The sequence below is a fragment of the Bacteroides zoogleoformans genome (assembly GCF_002998435.1).
Classification (GTDB): Bacteria; Bacteroidota; Bacteroidia; order Bacteroidales; family Bacteroidaceae; genus Bacteroides; species Bacteroides zoogleoformans.
Genome location: NZ_CP027231.1, coordinates 3,242,505 through 3,265,234, shown reverse-complemented (window position 1 = coordinate 3,265,234; position 22,730 = coordinate 3,242,505). Strand labels below are relative to the sequence as shown.

Here is a 22,730-nt window from a genome sequence, read left to right as displayed (position 1 = left end):
AGGCTAAGATTTTAGTTTTATTTCTCCTAAAATATTCATATCGAAATCCACACCTTCAACAAGTGCAAAGAACTGTGTATGCAAGAGGGTAATTCCCGAACGATATTGCTCATCATTCATGTATTTACCATTCTTGAACTTTATGTCTTTTGTCGGACGAGCTTCTTCATGATGACGAAGTTTTAAAACACCAAATTCACTGGATGATACTAGCATGCTGCTTAATCCTACAACTTTATACAAACGTTTCTTCAAGTCATTAAGATTATTGAAATTAATCTCTTCAGGTGTATTCTCATACAACAACACCTGCATTCCTATTTTTAGTAACTCCTTTAATGGAAGTCCCGACTTTACACTTTTTTCAGGAACTATTGTAGAATATTTTATTCTGTCTTGGCTCGATTTGAAGAATTGTGCGGCATCCATATTCTTTATAATTGCAAATTCGCGTTTAACCTTGTTTTTTACAATCCCTTCGTAAATAGCCATCATGTAATTAGAATCGTTCATTACATGAAATTTTTGCTTGTAGTCTTTGCGAGACATGTCTCGGTGATTGCGAATATCCATAGGGCGTGTGACGTTTGGAGCAAAACATCTTACTTTTTTTATGCGCACTTCCTTCTCTTTGTTCATATAGATAGGCTCGTTGATAGCCTTCTTAAATTCCTTACCAGCAACAGCCTCTTTTATGGTCTGTTTTACTGTTTCATCCACAATTTTATCCAAATCTTCTATCTTTTCAAAAGAAGATAAAAGCCTGCGTACAACATATTTCACCTCACCATTACGCTCAATAGCACCATAGTAAGTGTCCTGATGTAGCACACCGCGAGCGCAATCTCCCTTTGCCAAGTGTTTGCCTTTGGCTGTTCTCACATACTTTTTGGCATGCTTAGCCATATTATCTGGCGTTGAATGTACCACAAGCAACTCTTGCTCAATAGCCAGTACATCCTCGGTAAATGTAGGCCATGGCTTCTTGAACTGCGGTTTCTGCCCTGCACCGCGCTTAGAAGCCTCCTCGTCATGATAATAATGCGCCATTTCATTGTACTCGCCCTTGCCTATACAAGCAATTGTTATAGCGTCAATGCAATGATGGGAATGGTTCACACGCGACTTCTTATCATATTCGTTTTGCAATCCCCACATCTTTCGGAACTCTGCTGTGGTTGTTCCTTTCACCACATACACATGCGATTTGTTGCGGTCTTGTGGGTCATGAAAGAGCGATTTGAGGAACAGTCCGGCATATTTGGATACCAACCCAATGCCCATGCCCTGTCTACGACTGAAACCTTCGGGCACTTCGGTCATCGTAAACCGTTCGTACTTACCATACCAATAGTTGCGCTCCAACTGTAAGCGATGCCGCTTTTGAATGATTCTATCTTTCACATCCTTGGGTATTCCGGCATTGGTACGCATGCGATCAATCTGCTTCGAGAGGTCGTCTATATGTTCTTTCCACGGTGCAATGCGCACCATAATGTCTTCATGATTGGCCAATTGCGTGGGAATTTGTGCACGTTTCACATCCCTGTTAAACCGATTCTCACACAGCGTAAGATTCATTTGCGTACTATCTCCGCCAACACTGCGCGGAATGGTGTGCTCAATATCAAACTGAGGATTGGAACCCATAAAGTCTGCAATCCCAATCTGCTGACCCGTATAGAGGCAATGGCAGTCTTGTTCTTCCCATAGTTGAAACTTTAACACTTCATCATCAGTTGGCGTAATATCCTTCCCTGTTTCCTCCTTATATAGTCCTATAAGATCGGCGCGATATTTGACCCGCTTCTTCTCTTGGTCTTTTTGGTAGTCTGCAATGGCCTTGCGTCTGTTGGCATCATTCAGTTCACGGGCATATTCCACGTGAACCTCGGTATGCTCGTCAATGGTTTTGTCACGCAACAACTGATTAACCACCTTTCTCACCATGTGTAGTGAGCGCATGGCCATGGGATTACGTACGGCATTTGTCATAGGCGATCCCAACTGCAACACACCGAATCTATTGCGCTTAGCATCCTCATAGGTTTCAATCATAGATGGATGGTATAACTTGTCAGCAATACCCGGTGCCAAGTCGAAATTATTCTTCAGGAAATCTTTGATACACCACTCGATAGTTCCTGTCACTTCACGATCCTTTGGATTGTAATTTATGATGAGGTCATAGAGGTTGTCAATGATAAACCTCTGCTTCTCTTCGTCTGCCCACACCTCTTTTGACACGATAGCAGGAATGTTAGCCAACAGCACTGCATGCGAGTAAATCATGCCTTGACGTAAAAACGGCAGAATGTTGCGTATGGCTTTCAGGCTTAAGGCGGCGAAATCGTGTGGCATCTCAATCTTGGAAAACTTCTCGGCTGTGGCCTCGTCAAGTTGCAACTTCTGCATGGCAAATTCTTTGAGTTTGTCTTTCGATGAGAAAGAATAGAGCACATTCCACACGTCATCCGCCATTTCATCCAAGGTCTTGACACCTTCTTTCTTGCGCGTGAGCAAGTATATTTCCGCAATACCTTGCTTCCAATCATCACCGAATATATCGCGCAGTTGCGCTGTAACCTTACATTTTGATACGCCTTGCGCCATGCGATAATTAAACTTGAACTCCTTGGGCAGGTCCTCTTTCTCATAACAATAATTATTCTTTCCCGAAAGAGCCTTTGCAATGTCTTCGAAATCGAAGTTTGACTTACCCTTACGGTAAAATAGTGGCAGTATACGCGCACGTTCTTCCTTGTTCAATGGACGGCGCTCCAAGTCATATGGCGTTTTGATTTGTATGTTGTTGACAAAACTCAAACGGCGAAACTCCTCATAATCAGGATGAGACATGGCACAGCGAGGCTTTTTTGGCTCAAACGTACATTTGCCCACGCCCTTACGCTGCGATTTCAACGGTCGCTGAAAGAATATCGCTCTACGCAGCGCCTCCACCACTTCGGACTTCAAATGCTGCTTCTCGCAAATGGCGTTAAACTCCCTCAAATAGTGTGCTTCTCGGTCAGTATAATGGTTTCGAATCTTCACTCGGTTACCTTCTTCATGATAAAGCCGATAAAAATAATCGCCCAAAAACTCACACCCGGCAGCCTCCATCTCTTTGTTTAGATCCCCGATGCCCGATTTTACGGTGCCATCCTCATTGCTGTCGCTACTTGTATCCAATCGGTTACTTAAAAAACCGCGCCGTTGAGTGAGGTGATACAGTGCACGTCCGAGCATGTACCGGTCTTCAATATTCTCCAAATCTAAAGTTCGGTGCAAACAGATGTGACGGTAATAGTAGGGATTTTTCTGTTCGTTATCGTTCGTCCGCTGCCACAACATCAGTTCGTCGCGCTTGGGATACTGTTTTTTGGTGTGCCATAGGTGCAGTTCCTCGTCAGAAACAAAAGGGCAAAGGTTGTTGACTACCAACACTTTCAACACTTCAATTTTGCGTAATCTACGTCTGAAATAAAATCTGCGCTGCGCCCGAAAAGCCGTGCACTCGGCCGCTTTCGACGACTCGTTGCCTTTCTCAATCTTCACTCCCTCGGTGAAAATAAGATCACCTCGACGTATCAGCTCATAGTTGTTCTCATCTCTATCCACCACGGCCCATCCGAGGCTGTTGGTGCCGGTATCCAAACCCAAAACCCGTTGCTTCATGCGTAAATGATTAAAATTTGTGTAAACTTAAACATTTTCTTTGGAAGTTCAAAAAAATATCATATCTTTGTAACATAAGATTTCTACATCTTATCACAATAAGGCTATATGCCGAAGGATATAAGTCCTATGCCCCCTCTTAGGAGGGGGCTATTTTATTATATACTAAACAATTGGGGGTAGTCCTGCAACTATTAATACCTAATATATATATCCACATTGCCACATTTTACTTTCATTGCTTATCAATTAGTTATATACTTTTATCTCACATAGTAAATACCTTTCCAAAAGATATTGGTATGTAGAGGGGAATCATCATAGAAACGGCATGTGGCGTTTAGGAAGTTTAACGATAGCCTACTAAGAAAGTTACCATCTCTTCCTTGTTGTGAATACGATAAAAAAAAGGTATTTTAGAGTTTCGCATGATTTCGTTTTAGAATTTGACATTTCCCTCATTTGTAAGTTTTACCTACTCACACCGTGGATAAAATAAACCGCAACCTTTGCAGCTTTAAGAAATATATAACGAACAATAAAATAAGGCAATATTTTCATATACATTTTTTACCTTTGCGAACAAGAGCCTAAAAAAGTGCATGGAGTAAATAAACCTGAACAACAGAATCGTAATCTACCAGAGCAAGGATGGTAGAATCTAACTTGATGTCAAGTTAAAGGGAGAAACCGTGTGGCTCAGCCAAGCACAGATGAGTGAACTCTTTCAAACAGATAGAACCGTTATTAACCGTCATATCTGGAACATCTATAAGAGCGGTGAACTCGAAGAAAAGCAACCTATGCAAAAAATGCGCAAGTTCGAATAGAAGACAACCGGCCTGTGAGAATGTAAATTACCTGAATTCTAAGACCTCAGCAAGTATATGCTGAGCGTGCTACATCTATATTTCCAGCCGGGGACATCATAACAAGCCGGAACAAGGGGGGATAGCTTTCTAAAAGGTAAATGTTACCTTCGCCTGTACTCTCTTATACAAAACGTTTTTTCCTTCAAAAGTTTGCATTCTGTATATAAACCCTTATATTTGCGCAATTTTCAATCAAATGTGCAGATTATATCATGGAACAAAGTTTTATTGCCTATATAGAGAATAGTATAAAAGAAAATTGGGATCTGGATGCTCTGACCGACTATAAAGGAGCCACATTGCAGTATAAAGACGTGGCCCGCAAAATAGAAAAGCTGCATATCATCTTTGAGGCAAGCGGCATAAAGAAAGGTGATAAAATTGCGGTCTGCGGTCGTAACAGTTCACATTGGGGCGTAACGTTCCTCGCCACACTGACTTACGGAGCCGTCATCGTCCCCATCCTCCATGAGTTCAAGGCTGACAATGTGCACAACATCGTGAACCACTCCGAAGCCAAGCTCCTGTTTGTCGGCGATCAGGTATGGGAGAATCTGAACGAAAGCGCCATGCCCCTGCTGGAGGGCATCATGATGATGACAGATTTCTCTATCCTCGTCTCGCGCAGCGAGAAATTGAATTATGCCCGCGAACATCTGAATGAAATGTTCGGGAAGAAGTATCCCAAGAATTTCCGTAAAGAACACATCGACTACCATAAAGACCAACCCGAAGAATTGGCGGTGATAAACTACACATCCGGCACCACCAGTTACTCAAAGGGAGTGATGCTGCCCTACCGCAGCCTTTGGTCGAACACCGCCTTTGCTTTCGAAGTGCTGTCGCTGAAGGCCGGAGACAAACTGGTATCCATGCTGCCCATGGCCCACATGTACGGATTGGCATTCGAGTTCCTCTACGAGTTTGCCGCAGGATGCCACATCTTCTTCCTGACCCGCATGCCCAGTCCGAAAATCATTTTCCAGGCATTTGCAGAAGTAAAGCCAAATCTGATTGTGGCCGTTCCGCTGATTATCGAGAAAATCATCAAGAAGAATGTGCTACCCAAATTGGAAACACCTGCCATGAAGCTGTTGCTGAAAGTCCCCATCATCAACGACAAGATAAAAGCAACAGTGCGCGAACAAATGATGCAGGCCTTCGGCGGGAACTTTGTCGAAGTCATCATAGGCGGTGCCGCCTTCAATCAGGAGGTAGAACATTTGTTGAGGATGATAGATTTCCCCTACACAGTGGGTTATGGCATGACGGAATGTGCTCCCATCATCTGCTACGAAGACTGGGCTCGCTTCAAACCCGGTTCTTGCGGCAAGGCCGCACCGCGCATGGAAGTGAAAATCCTCTCGCCCGACCCGGAAAACATTCCGGGAGAAATTGTTTGCCGTGGCCCCAACGTCATGCTGGGCTACTATAAAAATCCGGAGGCCACCGAAGAGGTGCTCGACAAAGACGACTGGCTGCATACCGGCGACCTTGCCCTGATGGACGCCATGGGCAACGTAACCATCAAGGGGCGCAGCAAGAATATGCTTCTCGGACCGAGCGGCCAAAACATCTATCCCGAAGAGATAGAAGACAAACTGAACAACCTGCCGTATGTGGCCGAAAGCATCATCGTGCAACAGAACGAGAAGCTTGTAGGCCTGGTTTATCCCGATTTTGACGACGCCTTTGCCCACGGCCTCAACAATGATGATTTGGAACGCATCATGGAAGAAAACCGCACGACCTTGAATGCGGAATTACCGGCATACAGCCAAATCTCCAAGATGAAGATTTATCCCGAAGAGTTTGAGAAAACACCTAAGAAATCAATCAAACGTTTCTTGTATCAAGAAGCCAAAGGATAAAGAAATATAAATGAAAAAAGAATTACTGTTATCTGCCGCCATACTGCCGATATGCGGGATGAAGGCAGAAGTTCATGAGAAAGCCACCGGCAACGTTGCATCTACTCCGAAAAGACAACCCAATATCATCTTGTTTCTTGTCGATGATATGGGATGGCAGGACACCTCCTTGCCTTTTTGGAACCGGCGTACCCGATACAACGACACATACCATACGCCCAACATGGAACGAATGGCCGAACAAGGCAAAATGTTCACACAAGCCTATGCTTGCAGCATCAGCTCCCCCACAAGGGTCAGTCTATTTACCGGAATGAACGCGGCACGACACCGCGTCACCAGTTGGACGTTACACAAAAACACCACCCATGAGCAGCCGGACTCAATCATGGCATATCCGGCATGGAACGTAAACGGCATTTGTCAGGAACCGGAAGTGGAACGTACCACGCAGGTCACTTCTTTGGCCGAACTGCTCAAAAACAACGGTTATCACACCATTCACTGCGGGAAAGCCCATTTCGGCGCCGAAGACACCCCCGGGGCCGACCCTCTTAAAATGGGTTTTGAGGTAAATATTGCCGGACATGCCGCCGGTTCGCCCGCCAGCTACTATGGCAAAGCGAATTTCGGCAATAAGGTTGACGGCATAAGTCCTCCCGCCGCCGTTCCCGGCCTGGAGCAATATCACGGAACAGACATTTTCCTAAGTGAGGCACTCACCATAGAGGCTTTGAAAGCATTGGACAATGCACAGCAGATGGATAAGCCTTTCTTTCTATACATGGCACACTATGCCATCCACACTCCCATACAACCTGATATGCGTTTCTACCGGAAGTATATAGATAAGGGGCTTCCTCCGGTAGAAGCAGCGTATGCCACTCTCATAGAAGGTATGGACAAAAGTTTGGGGGATATTATGGACTATCTGGACAAAAACAACTTGACAGATGATACAGTACTCATCTTCATGTCCGACAACGGCGGTCTGGCCGCCCATACCCGTGCCGGCCAACTGCACATTCAGAACTATCCGCTTAACAGCGGAAAAGGTTCCGCTTATGAGGGCGGTGTACGCGAACCCATGATTGTGCGCTGGCCGGGAGTAATAGCACCCAAAACAAAATCCGACCATTATCTGATGATAGAAGACTTTTTCCCTACCATCCTTGAAATGGCGGGCGTAGATAAGTATAAAACGGTGCAACAACGCGACGGCATCAGTTTCATGCCTCTGCTCACCGGAAAAGGTAAAATGAAGAAACGTGATATCTATTGGCACTATCCGAATAGCTGGGGACCATCGGGGCCGGGCATCGGGGCCACCTGTTCCATCCGCTCGGGCGACTGGAAACTGGTGTATTACTTCGGTAGCGGAAAATGCGAACTCTTCAATATTCCTGCTGACATCAGTGAGAAGCATGACAGGGCCGGAGAGAAGCCTGCACTCGTCAAGAAGTTGTCAAGAAAACTAAGTAAATACCTCCGGTCGGTAGATGCGCAGCGCCCCCTACTTCGTGCCACCGGACAACCTGCTCCTTGGCCGGACGAATTATAAGGATAAAAATGAAACGGATTCTTTCACTCATCTTGCTGGCATTGCCGGCCATTGCAACAATTCTTGCTCAAAGCCATTCCGGCAAACAGAATGCTCCGCGAACGGGATATTATCAGGTTTCGAGAGGCATCAACATCTCCCTATGGAAAGATGTATCCACCCAACGCACCGACACAGTGGGAAGCACTTGGCTCAATCTTGGCGTATTCTCTTCCATGAATCGCTTGAACGGTTTGGGGGTGAATATACTCGGCGCCATGGTGGAGAAGAAGATGAAAGGCATTCAGGTGGCAGGTATCACCAATATCAACAACAGCCTCAGCGGAGTATCCGTCTCGGGACTGGTAGGTATCACCGGAAACAATGCAAAGGGATTCACTCTCTCCGGATTGGCAATGATCAATGGAAACCGCAGCCGCGGCATCAGCGCAGGCGGTCTGTTGAATATAAACGGTGATGATGCCGCCGGTATGCAACTTGCCGGACTGGCCAATGTCTCAGGGGGAAGTCTGAAAGGCTTTGCGGGTGCGGGTTTGTTGAGCATTGTCGGCGAACATCTGCATGGAGCGCAGTTTTCCGCCCTGGCCAACATCATTGCCGGGAACATGACCGGCATTCAGTTTTCCGGCATCGGCAATGTGGTTGGCGGCACGGCCAAAGGAGTGCAAGTAGGCGCCGCCAACATGGCCATAGAGGCCAAAGGTGTCCAAATCGGCCTGTTCAACTATTACAAGAAGAGCTTGGACGGATTCCAATTAGGACTGGTCAATGCCAATCCGCAGACCCAAGTGCAGTTGATGCTTTTTGCGGGAAACGCCGCCAAACTGAATGCAGGAGCCCGATTCAAGAACAAGCTGTTTTATACCGTTCTGGGGGGTGGCACTCACTATCTTGACTTCGGCAACAAGTTCTCAGCAGCTCTTTTCTATCGGGCCGGACTTGAGCTTCCGCTCCACAAGCAGTTATTCGTCAGCGGAGACCTCGGCTACCAACACATCGAAACGTTCAAGAACAAAAGTGAAGAGACACCTGCACGCCTCTATGCCCTGCAAGCCCGTGTCAATCTGGAGTACCGCCTGCACGACGGTCTCGGCGTATTTCTTACGGGAGGCTACGGCAGCAGTCGCCACTACACCCGAAACAAGTGTTACGACAAGGGGGTGATTATTGAAGCCGGAGTAGTACTCTTCAAGCTCAACCAAGCAGGAACATCAGCAACACTTGTGCAATGATGACCCGCAGGAACATGCACAGCGGATAAACGGTGGCATAAGCCACGGAAGGATTGTCGCCGGGAATCGTATCATTGGCATAGTTCAAAGCCATCGGATTGGCCATGCTTCCGCACAGCATGCCTGCCGTAGTGCCGTAATCTACTTTCATCCACTTAAAGGAAACAATGCCCATGATAAGCACGGGAACAACCGTGAGTATAAATCCTGCCAAAACCCAGAGCAAACCTTCCGGACGGAACACGGTATCGAAGAAATGGGCACCGGCATCCAGCCCCAGACAGGCCAGATAAAGAGACAGACCCAGCGCACGAAGCATCAGATTGGCACTGCGGGTGGTGTAGGTCACCATATGCATTCTGGGGCCGAACGTGCCGATAAGGATACCCACGATAATGGGGCCACCTGCCAACCCTAAACGAACCGGTGCACTGATGCCCGGTATGGAAATGGGAATCGCACCCAATGCCAGACCTATGATAATACCTATAAACACGGCAACCAGATTAGGCTCTTTCAGGCTCTTGACAGCATTGCCCAATACCTTCTCCACATTATGTATGGCAGCCGCTTCTCCCACCACCGTAAGACGGTCGCCCAACTGTAATGTCAGTTCCGCCGTGGCCAGCAACTGCACACCGCTGCGATATACTCTGCTGATATTGATGCCATAATGATTGCGCAAATGGAGCGAGCCAAGTTTCTTCCCGTTCAGTTCGGGACGAGTCACTACGATGCGTTGTGAAATCAACTGGCTGTCTATGGCGTTCCAGTCTATATCTTCTTTGTTCCAATCGGTATGTTCCTGCTCACCGAAGAGTACGGTCAGTGACGGTGTATCTTTTTCCGAGGTTATCACCAAAAGCCGGTCACCCTCCTTTATCACCTTCTCGGAAGTGGGAATGCTGACATTTCCGTCCCTCCACAAACGGGAGATTACAAACTTCGGATAGCTGTTCAGCCCTCCTATCTCTCTGATGCTCTTATTGAAAACAGCCGGATTATGCACCTGAAAGGCTACGATGTAAGGCTTGTTCGCGTCTTCCTTTTCCTTCAGCTCCAAATCTTCTTTACGCACCAACGCCTTACGGATGGCCAGTATCGCCAAAATCACCCCGACCACTCCCAACGGGTATGCCACCGCACATCCCAAAGCCGGCGTATTGGATTCCAGCCCCATCTGTTTCAAGGTTTGTTGTGCCGCTCCCAGCGCGGGAGTATTGGTTACGGCACCGCAGAGAATTCCTACCATGTCCGGCAAGGATATTTTCAAGGCATAGCTGCCCAGTACGGCCATCAAGGTACCGATGAGTATCACTCCCGCAGCCAACATATTCAGTTGCACTCCGCCCTTCCGGAAAGAGCTGAAAAAGCCGGGGCCTACCTGCAGGCCCAAAGCATACACGAATATTACCAATCCGAAACTTTCCGCATAATTCAGCATCTGTGAATCAATGGACAAACCGAGGTGTCCGGCCATGATGCCGGCAAAGAAAACAAAAGTTACTCCCAGAGAGACACCGCAAATACGCAATTTTCCGAGTCCCAGACCGATGGCAGAGACCAATGAGAGGATAACAACCGCCTGCAAAGCGGAATGTTCGACAAATAAATCATATAGCCAATCCACTATACACCCAAAATTACAGATTCAGGGCACAAAGATAATGTAAAATCCGATATAAACAGGCCCAACCTATTCATGAAATGAAGAAAAAGAACCATCTTTGCAGTCGCAATTATTGCCGAACGTATTATGATTAAACGATACATATGATTTATTATTTTTCTGCCACAGGCAATAGCAAGTATGTTGCCGAGCGCATTGGCAAGGCTCTCGGCGAAGAGGTCTGTTCTATTGAAAGGTCCCCTGCTACCATCAAGTTTCGGGATAATGAGGTCATTGGTTTAGTGGCACCCACCAATTGGTTGGGGGTGTCGTTGCCGGCACGTGAGTTTCTGATGAAAACGCAATTCACGACGGCAAAAAACAACTACATATTTTATGTGTCCACTTTCGGTTTACTGCCCGGCGCAAGCGGTGAAGATGCACGCCGTCTGTTTGCCGGCCGTGGTATCACGCTGAATGCATCGTTCAGCATCCATATGCCGGAAAACTTCACTCCTATCTTCAGTGCCAATCATAAGAAATATATCGCTCGAATCATTGAGATGGCTGAAACCAGGATTGACCGGGTAATCGGGCAAGTGAGAAATCGTGTGACAGGTAATCACACTTGCATTCGCCTGCCATACATTATGCGACGGATAATGAGTGTCCTGCTCTCGTATGAACAGCAGACCAAACGCTTCCGCGTGGACGAGAATAAGTGTATCGGTTGCGCCCTATGTGAAAAGAAGTGCCCGGTTCAAGCTATCACGATGGTTCCGAATGCCAATGCGCAAAGCCCCACCGACCGACATCCGGTGTGGACAAAAGAGAAATGTGCCATCTGTCTCGGTTGCCTGCACCGTTGCCCGAAGAATGCCATCAATTATGGTGCCAGTGCCGGCCACGGACAGTATCTCAACCCCAAAACGACAGTCTGAGAAAAAGAAAAAGAACCATTTGTTTGTTCCTTATTGCATAAGGCTTGGAAAAGATGAACCTATAGCCGGTATCGCAGTACAGACTTTGCCGTGTTATATAGATAACACGCTGCTACGGATGAGTAAGATGAGATGCAGGTAGAATATTGGAGGGGGGGAGTTGAAGCATTGCAAACATGCTTCAAAAGAGTATAAACAATGATTACTGTCCGCCGGAGCTAGCGGACAGCAATCAGAATCTGTTTTGATTTTCTTTCAGATGCCGAGCGATTGACGCACAGCTTCCACTTTCTTCTCGGCGTCGGCATTGGCACCGGCATAACATTTAGGACATCCCATTTCACCCTTCACTTCGATATAGAACTTTATTTTGGGTTCTGTACCCGACGGGCGAACAGAAATCTTCGTTCCGTCTTCCGTGAAGAATTGAAGCACATTCGAAGGCTCCGGCATATCCAAAACTGTTACATTTCCCCGGGCATCCGTAGCCTTCAGGGTTTTGTAATCCTTCACCAAGCACACAGCCGAGCCACCGATTTCTTTCGGCGAATCAGCACGGAAATTGTCCATCATGGCTTTTATTTCTTCCGCACCGCTCTTTCCCGGCTTCACTACGTTGACGGTAGTCTCTTTGGAGAAACCGTATTCCACATAAATATCCATCAGCACATCATACAACGTCTTGCCCTGATCTTTTGCCCAAGCACAAATCTCGGCCAGCAGTGAACATGCCGAAACAGCGTCTTTATCACGAACAAAGTCTTCGGCAAGGAAGCCGTAGCTTTCTTCACCGCCACCAATGTATTGCTGCTTGCCTTCGCTCAGGCGAATCTCACGGGCTATCCACTTGAAGCCGGTATAGCAGTCGCGCATTTCAATCTTGTTCTTGTCGGCCACAGCCTTGATGAGTTCGGTAGTAACAATGGTTTTTACAATGAAATCATTGGGTTTCATCTTGCCCATTGCAATGCGATTCTTGATGATATAGTATAAGAAAATCAGGCAAGTCTGGTTGCCGTTGATAAGTACCCATTCGCCCTTGCTATCCTTGCAAGCCATGCCTACACGGTCGGCATCCGGGTCGCTTGCCATTACGATGTCGGCATCTATCTTTTTCGCCAGCGCAATAGCTAAAGTCAAAGCTTCCGCATTCTCCGGATTGGGCGAAACAACCGTCGGGAAATTGCCATCCTTCACCATCTGCTCGGGCACGCAATTCACATTTTCAAAGCCCCACACCTTCAGTGAATCGGGAATCAGCACTCTGCCGGCGCCGTGAAGCGGAGTATATACAATGCTGAGATTCTTCTGCCGCTTGATGACCTCCGGATCGATGGAAATGGTATGCACTTGTTTCAGGTAAACTTCATCCACCTCCTTACCGATAATCTGAATCAGATCTTTATTTCCATTGAATTTGATGTCATCCACCGTTACCTTATTCACTTCGTCGATAATAGCCGTATCGTGCGGCGCAAGTACTTGCGCACCATCATCCCAATAAGCCTTATAGCCGTTGTACTCTCTCGGATTATGGCTTGCTGTGATATTGATACCGCTTTGGCAACCGAAATGACGAATGGCAAATGACACTTCAGGAGTAGGACGCAAATCTTCAAAAAGATACACCTTGATGCCATTCGCCGAAAAGATATCGGCAGTGATTTTGGCAAACTTATCACTGTTATTGCGGCAATCGTGCCCTACCACTACAGAGATTTGCCCCTTGCCGGCAAAACACTTATTCAGATAATTGGATAATCCCTGGGTAGCGGCACCTACGGTATAGATATTCATACGGTTGCTTCCTGCCCCCATAATGCCGCGCAGACCTCCCGTGCCAAATTCCAAATCTTTATAGAAGCTATCTATCAGTTCGGTCTTATCGGGACTCTGCAACATGCGTTTCACTTCCGCCTGCGTCTCGGCGTCATAAGCCGGAGTAAGCCATTTCTCGGCTTTCTCCGTGACCTGTTTAATCAATTCTTGATTTTCCATAAGAGAGTATTTTAAAATATTTTGATTATAAAGTGTCTGCTTTGTTGAGATACAAATGTAAAAGATTAAGTTTTGAAATCCTAATTTATTCGGGCTTTTTATATCGGTCACCCGTTTGCTTTACATACTCCTCAAGGAATGCTTTAGGGTATCCCGGACGAATGACACCTGCCGGCTGTCCAATGGAGTTGCGCTCAAACTTTCCGTCTTTCATACGTTTCACCACACCGTCATTATACTTTACAAGAAGAAATTCGCCCAATCGCTTCCAAGTGACGAACGTGCTTTCGGCAGTCATATTCGTATAGTTTGTAAGGAAAGCTTTCGCCTTTGCAGAATCTTTCTCCAACAGTCGGGCAGCAGCAGCCTCAACCCCCTCTTGCGCATTGTTGAAGGCAGTTTCCAATTCCGTTTGAGCAGCACGCACGTCATCAATCATCAAATCATATCGGGGATAAACCATATTGGCCACCCAGTTGAAAATCCAGAAAGCCGAATTCCATGAGAAAGTGATGTAATCGGCACCGTCCACGCGGGTATAGCACGTAGGAACTTTATCCGTGCAACAATACACAGGAGTAAACACGGTCATATTGGCATCGTCTGTAGCAAACCACAGTACGCCACCGATGGCATCGGGCAACTCGGAGCGCATTTGAGCCACAAACACAAACCCGCTCTGCTGAGTGGAAATGGGACGTTCGTTGAAATATTCCCGGTCGCCTACCTTGAAAGAGAGAGGAGACAGACGGTAGGGCATGTGATACGGACCGGCACCGAAATCCTTGCTGATGTCGAGAGGAGTTCCTTCGTAATGGTCGCGCATGGCATTTTTGACATCCTGAACAGAGATCTTACGATTCGGCTTCAGGAATAAGGGCATCGGAGTATTGTTCTCACCTAATATATAAGGCAGAAATTCATTGCCGCGGTTGGTAAACATATTGAAGTAACTCCAAACACGGGCTTCGCAATAGCGACGGGCGCTGAAATCGAGCGGAGCATAAGCATTGGCAAAACTGAAATCCTTGTTTACACCATCGAAATAGCCTTTCTCGCGAGCAAAGGAAATGACATCGGGAGAGTACATGCAATTCTCTTTGTCGTTCATATTAAACTGATGGATGCGGCTTTGGTTGGCATGAGCAGAGATACAGTCGTCGGGCACACGGACAGCTATCCACACTGCGCCACGCACACCAGAGCCTTTGCCAATCATTTCCATAATCCATATTTCATTGGGATCGGCAATGGTAAAAGACTCGCCGCCGCTATAATAGCCATACTCCTGAACCAGTCCGGTCATCACCTTGATGGCTTCGCGAGCAGTACGCGAACGTTGCAATCCCAGATAAATCAAACTGCCGTAATCGATAATGCCGGTAGTGTCGACCAGTTCGGGACGTCCACCGAAAGTTGTTTCGCCGATGGTAAGCTGAAACTCATTCATGTTGCCGATGACGTTGTACGTCTGGCGCGCCTGTTCTATCCGCCCAAGATACTTACCGGTGTCCCACTCATGAATATCAATCAGAGTACCTTTCCTATGTACTCCGGCAGGATAATGATACAACTCGCCGAACAAGCCATACGAGTCGGCAGAATAGGAAACAATGGTAGAGCCGTCTGCAGACGCATTCTTACCTACAATGAGATTGGTACAAGCCGGCGCATTCGCCACAGCTGCCAGCAAAAGCAAAACGAAGAAAGTCAGTCTTTTCATACTTACAATTATTATTGTTACGATATAATATTGATTCTCTATTCAGTTCATCACCACACAAAATAAAACCGTTCGGTAGTTTGGTTGCCGCAACCGTCGGTCACCGTCATCTCAACCATATGCTCGCCGCCTTTCTTCACATGCTTGGGGTCGAGTTCACAAATCAGGTGACCATTGATGGAGTTCTGTTTGCCGAACAAAGCATATTTCCCGTCAATCGTAGCTCGATAGGCCCTGATGCCCGTTTCCTTGTCTTTGGCCTTAAAAGTGATACGCCCCATCCGTCCCCATTGGGTCTTATTGAGGGGAATGATTTCGGGCGGAACGGTATCTACCGCTACGGTGTACGTCCCCAAATCGCGGATACGCACTTTCATGAATCCGTCTTCATATTTTCCGCCAATGCTATATTTGCCACCACGGGCGGTAACACCTGCCACGTAATACTTGGTCATATCTTCCACCGGACGGCGGCGCAACCCGATATGCAGTTCGCAAGTCCCGTGCATGGGAACAGGAGTATCGTGCAGTTGATAAGTAAAAGCCACACCACCGCTATCGGTCCGTACGGCATAATTCAAATACACATCATCATAAAGCATGCCTTTGGGCACGACAAGTTCAAGACCGGGCTCCTGCAAATAGTTCACCTTATTCCACCTGAACGTATATTTCTCACGGTGCTTCACCGGTACAATCTCCATCTTCTTGCCCTGTACGACGAAACGAACCTTAGAGGTATTGCCTAACGCATCGCTCAATGTATAGACAAACAGATAGGGACGTTCTTCATTGATATTTACCAACCCATTATCACCATTGGAAGCATGCAACATACGCAATCGGTTGCCCGGATCGATGAACGACTTCATGTATCGCCCATGCGTCCACGAATTGATGTACAGATTCTCTTCGTATACAAAACGGTCTACCACGCTACGGAAAATCTCCTTGCCATCCACCTCCAAAATAACATTCTTTACGCCATACTTATTATGCACTCCATCCATGTAATCGTAAGCACTGATGCCTGCTCCTATCACTCCCCAAGCTGTGATTGGCTTCAACGGGCGTGCCGGAAAGGCCTGAAAGGCCTGTTTGCCTTCCACCACTCCCTTTCCCGGCCGGGGAAACAGCATGACGCCTTCGGCACGAGGCGGTGTGCAATCTTTCACCTTATCCATGAAGAAAGGAAGCGGATCTACGTATTCTTTTGTATTGGTTTCGAACATATCCAAATGGAGATGAGGGCCGAAAGAATATCCGGTATTACCGCTCAAGGCAATAATCTGACCTGCCTTCACCGGATATTCGGCCGGTTCGGGAGTAATCTCTACTTCCCAACTTTCTTTCTCATATTGCAGTTCTTCCACCCAACGGGCCACCTCACCCACAAAAGCGCTAAGATGGCGATTTATGGCAGAATATCCATTATCATAGGCCACATCGAGCACATAACCCGAACCATGATTGACACGAATTCTCGAAATATATCCGTCCGCCAAAGCCCGCACCGGCTTGCCTACAGCACCCTCGGTCTTGAAATCCAGTCCGCCGTGAAAGTGATTGGCACGTATCTCACCGAAATTACCGGACAGAGTAATGGGAAAATCAAACGGTGGAATAAAAGCAACCTTGCCGGCAACAAGTGTTTCCTGAGCATATCCGCTCTGCAAACCAAACATAAAAAAAAGGAAAGAGAAAAATATAAAGTATCTCATATCTTAATATTATCACTTAATGCCACAAAGATAAAAAGAATATTCTCTCTGCCTACAGAGCCTACAGAAAATAATAGATTAAATAGTCATATCGAATGGCAGTAACTTGTGAAGTTTCTGCTAAAAAACATAAGTACAACAATGACACCGAAAGCGGGAAATCACTATCTTGCACCATGTTTAACCCTCAAATCCTAAGGTTATGATTATCGGAGTACCTAAAGAAATCAAAAACAATGAAAACCGCGTGGGAATGACCCCTGCCGGAGTAGCTGAGTTGGTGAAACGTGGTCATACAGTGTATGTGCAAGCCTCTGCAGGCGCAAACAGCGGCTTCTCTGACGATGATTACATCGCTGTAGGTGCAAGGACGTTGCCTTCTATGGAGGAAACGTATGCCATAGCTGATATGATTGTCAAAGTAAAAGAACCTATTGCACCGGAGTACAAACTGATTAAAAAAGGACAAGTAGTGTTCACTTACTTCCACTTTGCTGCCGATAAATTATTGACCGAAGCCATGATTGAAAGCGGTGCCGTCTGCATCGCTTACGAAACCGTGGAGAAAGAAGATCATTCATTACCGTTGCTCACTCCCATGAGTGAAGTGGCAGGGCGCATGGCAACCCAGGTAGGAGCTCGCTTCCTCGAAAAGCCACAAGGCGGAAAAGGGAAATTAATGGGGGGCGTGACGGGAGTACGTCCTGCACGCGTGCTGATTCTTGGCGGCGGCATTGTAGGAACCAATGCGGCACAAATGGCAGCCGGCATGGGCGCTGAAGTCTTAATTGCCGACATCAACCTCTCGCGTCTGCGTTATCTCGGCGAAGTTATGCCCAAGAACGTAAAAACGCTCTATTCTTCTACACATAACATCAAGATGGAACTACCCAATATCGACCTTGTCATCGGTTCGGTTCTCATCCCCGGCGACAAAACCCCGCATCTCATTACCAAAGAAATGTTGAAAATGATGAAGCCGGGTACTGTTCTAGTGGATGTGGCCATAGATCAGGGTGGTTGCTTCGAGACGTCCCATCCCACTACGCACAGCAATCCGACATATGTTGTGGACGGCATTGTACACTATGCGGTGGCCAATATTCCCGGAGCCGTACCTTTTACATCTACCATGGCACTGACCAATGCTACTTTGCCCTATACTGTGGAATTGGCATGCAAAGGATGGCGACAAGCCTGCAAGGATGACCCAGCATTGGCATTAGGGCTGAATATAATGGAAGGAAAAATCACCTATAAAGCAGTGGCAGATGTATTCGGGCTGAGATATGAGCCACAGTCAATATAAAGGACTGATTCAGGCAGAAATCAAATGGAACTACACAGTTCAGCACATCTTTCATGGTTGAATTCGTGTAGTTCCCTATAAATTTAGCCTTCTTTTAAAGTACTGCCTGCATTTTTTCCCATGCCCGCTTGCTTTCTTCTACCAGCTCTTGCATCACCATCGCAACAGATTGCACCCTTTTGCCTTGAAGCAACGCAGAAGCCTGCCCAATCTCCAATTCACCCTCTTCAAGGTCACCGTCAAAGATGCCCCGTTTAGCACGACCACGCCCTAACAGCATACGCAACTCTTCTTCTGTGGCACCTGCCGCTTCGGCGGCTTCTACGGCACTACGAAAATTGTTACGCACCAAGCGTACCGGAGCCAATTTCTTTAAAAGCAAACGAGTATCGCCTTCTTCCAAGCTCAAACAGTAATTCTTGAACGCCTCATTAGCCGAACTTTCTGCCGTCAAAGCAAAACGAGTCCCTATCTGCACTCCTTCTGCTCCCAAAACACGAGCGGCAAGCATTGCCTCACCCGTAGCAATGCCTCCGGCTGCAATCAATGGCAATGTGGTAACTGCACGCACAGCAGGGATAAGGCACATGGTGGTGGTTTCTTCCTTCCCATTATGGCCACCGGCCTCAAAGCCTTCGGCTACAATCGCATCAACTCCCGCCTCTTCTGCTTTCATGGCAAAACGGGAAGAAGAGACCACATGCGCCACCATAATGCCACGTTGATGGAGCCAATCCGTCCATTTTTTAGGACTTCCTGCCGAAGTAAATACGAACTTCACTCCTTCATCTGCTACAATCTGCATAATTTCTTCCATTTGAGGATACATCAAAGGGATGTTCACCCCGAATGAACAGGAAGTTGCCGCACGACATTTCCTGATATGTTCCTTCAAAGTCTCAGGATGCATAGAACCTGCACCCAGCAACCCTAAACCGCCCGAATTACTTACGGCAGCAGCCAATCTCCAGCCACTGCACCACACCATACCGCCTTGGATTATCGGATATTGTATTCCGAAAAGAGAGGTCACTCTGTTCATATCTATTTTGAAAAGTTTCTATAGAAAAAAACAAGAGAGATAAGCTGAAAGTTCAGTAAACAACCTATTCTTCTTTCTTACGAGGAAGAAAGACTGGAAGAGATAAGCTCTTCAACACCTCCAACGTACGTGCACGCCTTTTACGCCCTTTCAAATTCCAAAACTCTTGGGTGAAAGGAGTCATCAGATCTATGCCGGACGGCTTGCTTGACACACCTTGCCATCCACCAACAGCCATATTGTTGACTCGCTCCGTCACTCGATAGCGCAAACCGCTCGCTTCAATCTGTTCCACGGTTTCACGAGGGCCGGCATCCAAAGGAGACTTTGCCCAATTAGTGGGAGTGCGGAGAATTTTGAGAGCATAGAATTCATCACCCCGCCACGTGTTTTTACCTATCTTGATTTTCTTCTGATAGATAGGATCCCAATTATATCGGGTATTGGCCGTATAAGGACGAAGTGTCAGTTTTACAGTTTGCTCTGACGCCTGCGGTATTACAGGTATGGAAGTATCGAAATCCATCCACGATTTATGATTCTCGAGTTTCGGATTCCCCGACGGGACAGTGATATCCAGTTCCTTCAATACCTCCAAGTTCAGCTTAATCTCCTTCTTTTCCTGCAAAAGTTGCTGTAAGCGCAACGAATCTTGAGGTGTCCAGTTTTGGGCATAGAATGGGAAGGCCACTACAATGAGCAGCCCCCCACAGAATAAAAATCTTTTCACCTAACCTGATTTACTAATACCTGACTATATAATCAATACCTATTGAGTCTTGAAAATCACCACCACATGTATCCGCTTCCGCAAAGCGGCTCATCATAACATGGATCAACGGTCCACATGGTACGCGGATATTTACGCGTTTCCCACCAACGACGATAACGGACGGCCGCATCCAGCACTTCATCGTCAGACAAGAAATAAATGCCTTCATAATTCTCGGCATCCGTATGCACCATCTTGCAGCCCATCGAAGCATTATGTCCAAGACGAATGGTTTCTACCGTCCACAAAATACACTCCCCCAAACGAAGCTTGCCGCCTGCCGAATAGGACACCGGAGCCAACGGGAAAGAAGGAATCACAGTCAGGTCTTCAACATATTTCAACAAACCTTCTATATCTTGGGAAGTAAACTTCGGCATACTGCTCAACCCATCCGGACTTTGCGTGGAATATTTGCCTGTTTTCAATTGCTTGACAAACAAATCTACATTCGGATGGTTATAATCCAACGTTTCTTCACTGCAAGAGTAAAGAGAGAATACAGAAAGAGTAAAGAGCATGAGCAATACATCACGCCCGAATATCAATAATTTGCAGTATAGTTCTTTCATACTTGACTTTGTATTTAAGATTAATAAGTCATACGCACGCCACACAACAGATTCAGGTTTGTGGGTCGTTCCGTACGCAAAGTCCTGATTGGTGAATCAGTGTCAAAATGATGGGAAACGGACGGTTCGGCAAACAAGGCAAAGCGCTCACTCATTTTATAACGTATCCCTATTCCGGCAGCAACCGACAACTGCACCGGCTCGGCGTCAAACCCATTATCCGGCGCACCGGCAATGCATTTCTCGGCAGCTCCACCTACCATAGCATATAAGTCGATTTTAGGAGTATTTGCCAACCTCATGTTCAGCTTAACCGGCATTCCCAAAGTATGCAATATACGCTCTCCATCCAAACGATTATATTGAAGCCCAACTTCCAAAGAGAGATATTTACTTAGAGCAGTTTCCAAGCTGATACCTGTAGTTATTGGCATGTGAAAGTTCCCTTTGGGCAGGGAAGTGCCTGCAGCTACTTTCACCGCCCGGTCATGCTTTTTCCTTGTTTCAGCCGGAACCGATTCCGTCTTTTCTGCAACAGTCTCGTTGTGATTCATATCCGAACCTACATCCACATGAGTAGTATTCGCATGATACGTACCAACCTGCAGAGGATTCCCGTCACCATAGAAAGCTTCATCCGATTGCCCGACATTTCCATAAATCCGTTGGGTGATTCTAATGGATACATGAACGGAAACAGATTCATCATCCGATTGCACCGCCAATCGCATCGGCATGCCACTACCTGAAGTTTGCTTCACATCCGGTGTCTGTGCTACCGGCCCCACCCGATGAATAGAAGGGAAACTCTCCTGTACCACATCTCCGGCCAAATTAGCCTCCGGTGTCATGGCAGCAACTTGCGTAAAGGCTTGCTTTATCTCTTCCTTAGGAGAGAAATACCAAAAAGCGGCAGAGGCTACTCCCAACACAAAAACTATCGATGCGGCAGCCGCAATGCGATAGAATTTTGGAGAAAGAAAGAGTCGTCCCTTAGAAGAAGCCGAAGACAGCTCGCCCTCCAACTCGTCCCAAAACCCCTCCCGCACAGGCATTTCTGCGCCGGAAAGACGATTACGAAACAAACCGGTCAATTCATCATTTTCTCTCATTGTCTGCATATTCTTTAATTCGTTTTATTAACAAACATTTGGCACGATACAACTGCGAAGTGGACGAATGCTCTTTGATGTGGAGTAGTTTCGCTATTTCTTTATGCGATTTCTCCTCAAAAACATACAAATTGAACACTGTACGACATCCATCAGGGAGTTCCGCCACGAACGACATCAGCTCCTCTTCCGAAAGATGATTGCCGACTTCGGTAAAGCCCGCATCGTCCGGCACATCAAGAAGATTTTCTTCACTCATTACCAACCGGCTGAAACGTTGCATCCTCCGTAGGTAGTCAATGGATTGTGTCACCATCACTTTTGTCACCCATGTACTCAAGGCACATTCTCCACGAAAAGTAAAGTGAGTGAAAATCTTGACGAAACCATCGTGCAATACGTCATGGGCCGCATCAACATCGCCCGTATAGCGATAACACACCGCCAGCATCTGTTTGGAATAGAGTGTGTAGAGTTCCTTTCGGGCAGAATCTTTTCCAGCCCGGCAGCCCTCTATCAGTTCTATTTCGTTTTCCAATGTCAGTGCTTTTTACAGACGTTCCTTTGCGTCGTTTGTTAATTAGACGCAGCATTTCCGAGAATGCTGCAAAATTATATGTGAAAAGAAGTTACAGGAAGCTTTTTTTGCTGGCATCATCCCGAAAAGAAGTTAAAAGCGGTTTACAAATCATTGAGACGAAAAGCCCTCATAAGTTT

At 46.7% G+C, this 22,730-nt stretch carries 15 protein-coding genes; 5 read left to right on the top strand and 10 right to left on the bottom strand.

The features are described from left to right. Positions 1 to 3 precede the first annotated feature (3 nt). Positions 4 to 3,678 (bottom strand): type II CRISPR RNA-guided endonuclease Cas9, encoded by a 3,675-nt coding sequence (gene cas9, locus C4H11_RS13615; RefSeq protein ID WP_106042830.1) that lies wholly within the window; start codon positions 3,676 to 3,678, stop codon positions 4 to 6. Between the two features lie 1,084 nt (positions 3,679 to 4,762). Here cas9 and C4H11_RS13605 point away from each other — a divergent pair. From C4H11_RS13605 to C4H11_RS13595, 3 genes are read left to right on the top strand one after another with little or no spacing between them, the layout of a single operon-like run. Then, positions 4,763 to 6,421 (top strand): long-chain fatty acid--CoA ligase, encoded by a 1,659-nt coding sequence (locus tag C4H11_RS13605; protein WP_106042828.1) that lies wholly within the window; start codon positions 4,763 to 4,765, stop codon positions 6,419 to 6,421. A 10-nt stretch (positions 6,422 to 6,431) separates the two neighbouring features. Continuing rightward, positions 6,432 to 7,982, top strand: a complete 1,551-nt coding sequence (locus C4H11_RS13600; protein ID WP_106042826.1) for a sulfatase — start codon at positions 6,432 to 6,434, stop codon at positions 7,980 to 7,982. A gap of 8 nt (positions 7,983 to 7,990) precedes the next feature. Continuing rightward, complete coding sequence (locus C4H11_RS13595) at positions 7,991 to 9,214, top strand: LA_2272 family surface repeat-containing protein (protein ID WP_106042824.1); 1,224 nt, start codon at positions 7,991 to 7,993, stop codon at positions 9,212 to 9,214. Here the strand turns inward: C4H11_RS13595 and C4H11_RS13590 are convergent. Continuing rightward, positions 9,177 to 10,844: a putative transporter gene (locus C4H11_RS13590; protein WP_106042822.1), complete on the bottom strand. Its 1,668-nt coding sequence runs from the start codon at positions 10,842 to 10,844 to the stop codon at positions 9,177 to 9,179. The two genes, C4H11_RS13595 and C4H11_RS13590, sit on opposite strands and share 38 nt — an antisense overlap. Before the next feature lie 143 nt (positions 10,845 to 10,987). On the opposite strand from C4H11_RS13590, the gene C4H11_RS13585 reads away from it, so the two are divergent. Then, the gene (locus C4H11_RS13585; RefSeq protein WP_106042820.1) at positions 10,988 to 11,764 is read left to right on the top strand and encodes an EFR1 family ferrodoxin; all 777 of its coding nucleotides are present in this window, start codon (positions 10,988 to 10,990) and stop codon (positions 11,762 to 11,764) included. Between the two features lie 255 nt (positions 11,765 to 12,019). On the opposite strand, the gene C4H11_RS13580 is transcribed toward C4H11_RS13585, so the two are convergent. The 3 genes from C4H11_RS13580 to C4H11_RS13570 form a co-directional block, all read right to left on the bottom strand. Beyond that, complete coding sequence (locus C4H11_RS13580; RefSeq protein ID WP_106042818.1) at positions 12,020 to 13,762, bottom strand: phospho-sugar mutase; 1,743 nt, start codon at positions 13,760 to 13,762, stop codon at positions 12,020 to 12,022. A gap of 85 nt (positions 13,763 to 13,847) precedes the next feature. Then, entirely contained in the window at positions 13,848 to 15,485 is a 1,638-nt protein-coding gene (locus tag C4H11_RS13575) for a C69 family dipeptidase (protein WP_106042816.1), read from the bottom strand. A 50-nt stretch (positions 15,486 to 15,535) separates the two neighbouring features. Next, a complete protein-coding gene (locus C4H11_RS13570; protein WP_106042814.1) occupies positions 15,536 to 17,206 on the bottom strand; it encodes a M23 family metallopeptidase in 1,671 nt (556 codons plus the stop codon). A 202-nt stretch (positions 17,207 to 17,408) separates the two neighbouring features. On the opposite strand from C4H11_RS13570, the gene ald reads away from it, so the two are divergent. Beyond that, complete coding sequence (gene ald, locus C4H11_RS13565; protein ID WP_106042812.1) at positions 17,409 to 18,515, top strand: alanine dehydrogenase; 1,107 nt, start codon at positions 17,409 to 17,411, stop codon at positions 18,513 to 18,515. A gap of 94 nt (positions 18,516 to 18,609) precedes the next feature. On the opposite strand, the gene C4H11_RS13560 is transcribed toward ald, so the two are convergent. From C4H11_RS13560 to C4H11_RS13540, 5 genes are all read right to left on the bottom strand, one after another. Further along, complete coding sequence (locus C4H11_RS13560; protein ID WP_106042810.1) at positions 18,610 to 19,557, bottom strand: NAD(P)H-dependent flavin oxidoreductase; 948 nt, start codon at positions 19,555 to 19,557, stop codon at positions 18,610 to 18,612. Between the two features lie 64 nt (positions 19,558 to 19,621). Next, entirely contained in the window at positions 19,622 to 20,287 is a 666-nt protein-coding gene (locus C4H11_RS13555; protein WP_106042808.1) for a DUF4858 domain-containing protein, read from the bottom strand. 56 nt (positions 20,288 to 20,343) lie between these two features. Next, positions 20,344 to 20,901 carry a DUF4943 family protein gene (locus tag C4H11_RS13550; protein WP_106042806.1) on the bottom strand — a complete coding sequence of 186 codons (558 nt, stop codon included), beginning with the start codon at positions 20,899 to 20,901 and terminating at the stop codon, positions 20,344 to 20,346. 20 nt (positions 20,902 to 20,921) lie between these two features. After that, complete coding sequence (locus C4H11_RS13545; RefSeq protein WP_106042804.1) at positions 20,922 to 22,013, bottom strand: porin family protein; 1,092 nt, start codon at positions 22,011 to 22,013, stop codon at positions 20,922 to 20,924. Further along, positions 22,000 to 22,551, bottom strand: coding sequence for an RNA polymerase sigma factor (locus tag C4H11_RS13540; protein WP_106042802.1), 552 nt, complete (start codon positions 22,549 to 22,551; stop codon positions 22,000 to 22,002). Before C4H11_RS13540 ends, C4H11_RS13545 begins: the two co-directional genes overlap by 14 nt. Between the last annotated feature and the right edge of the window lie 179 nt (positions 22,552 to 22,730).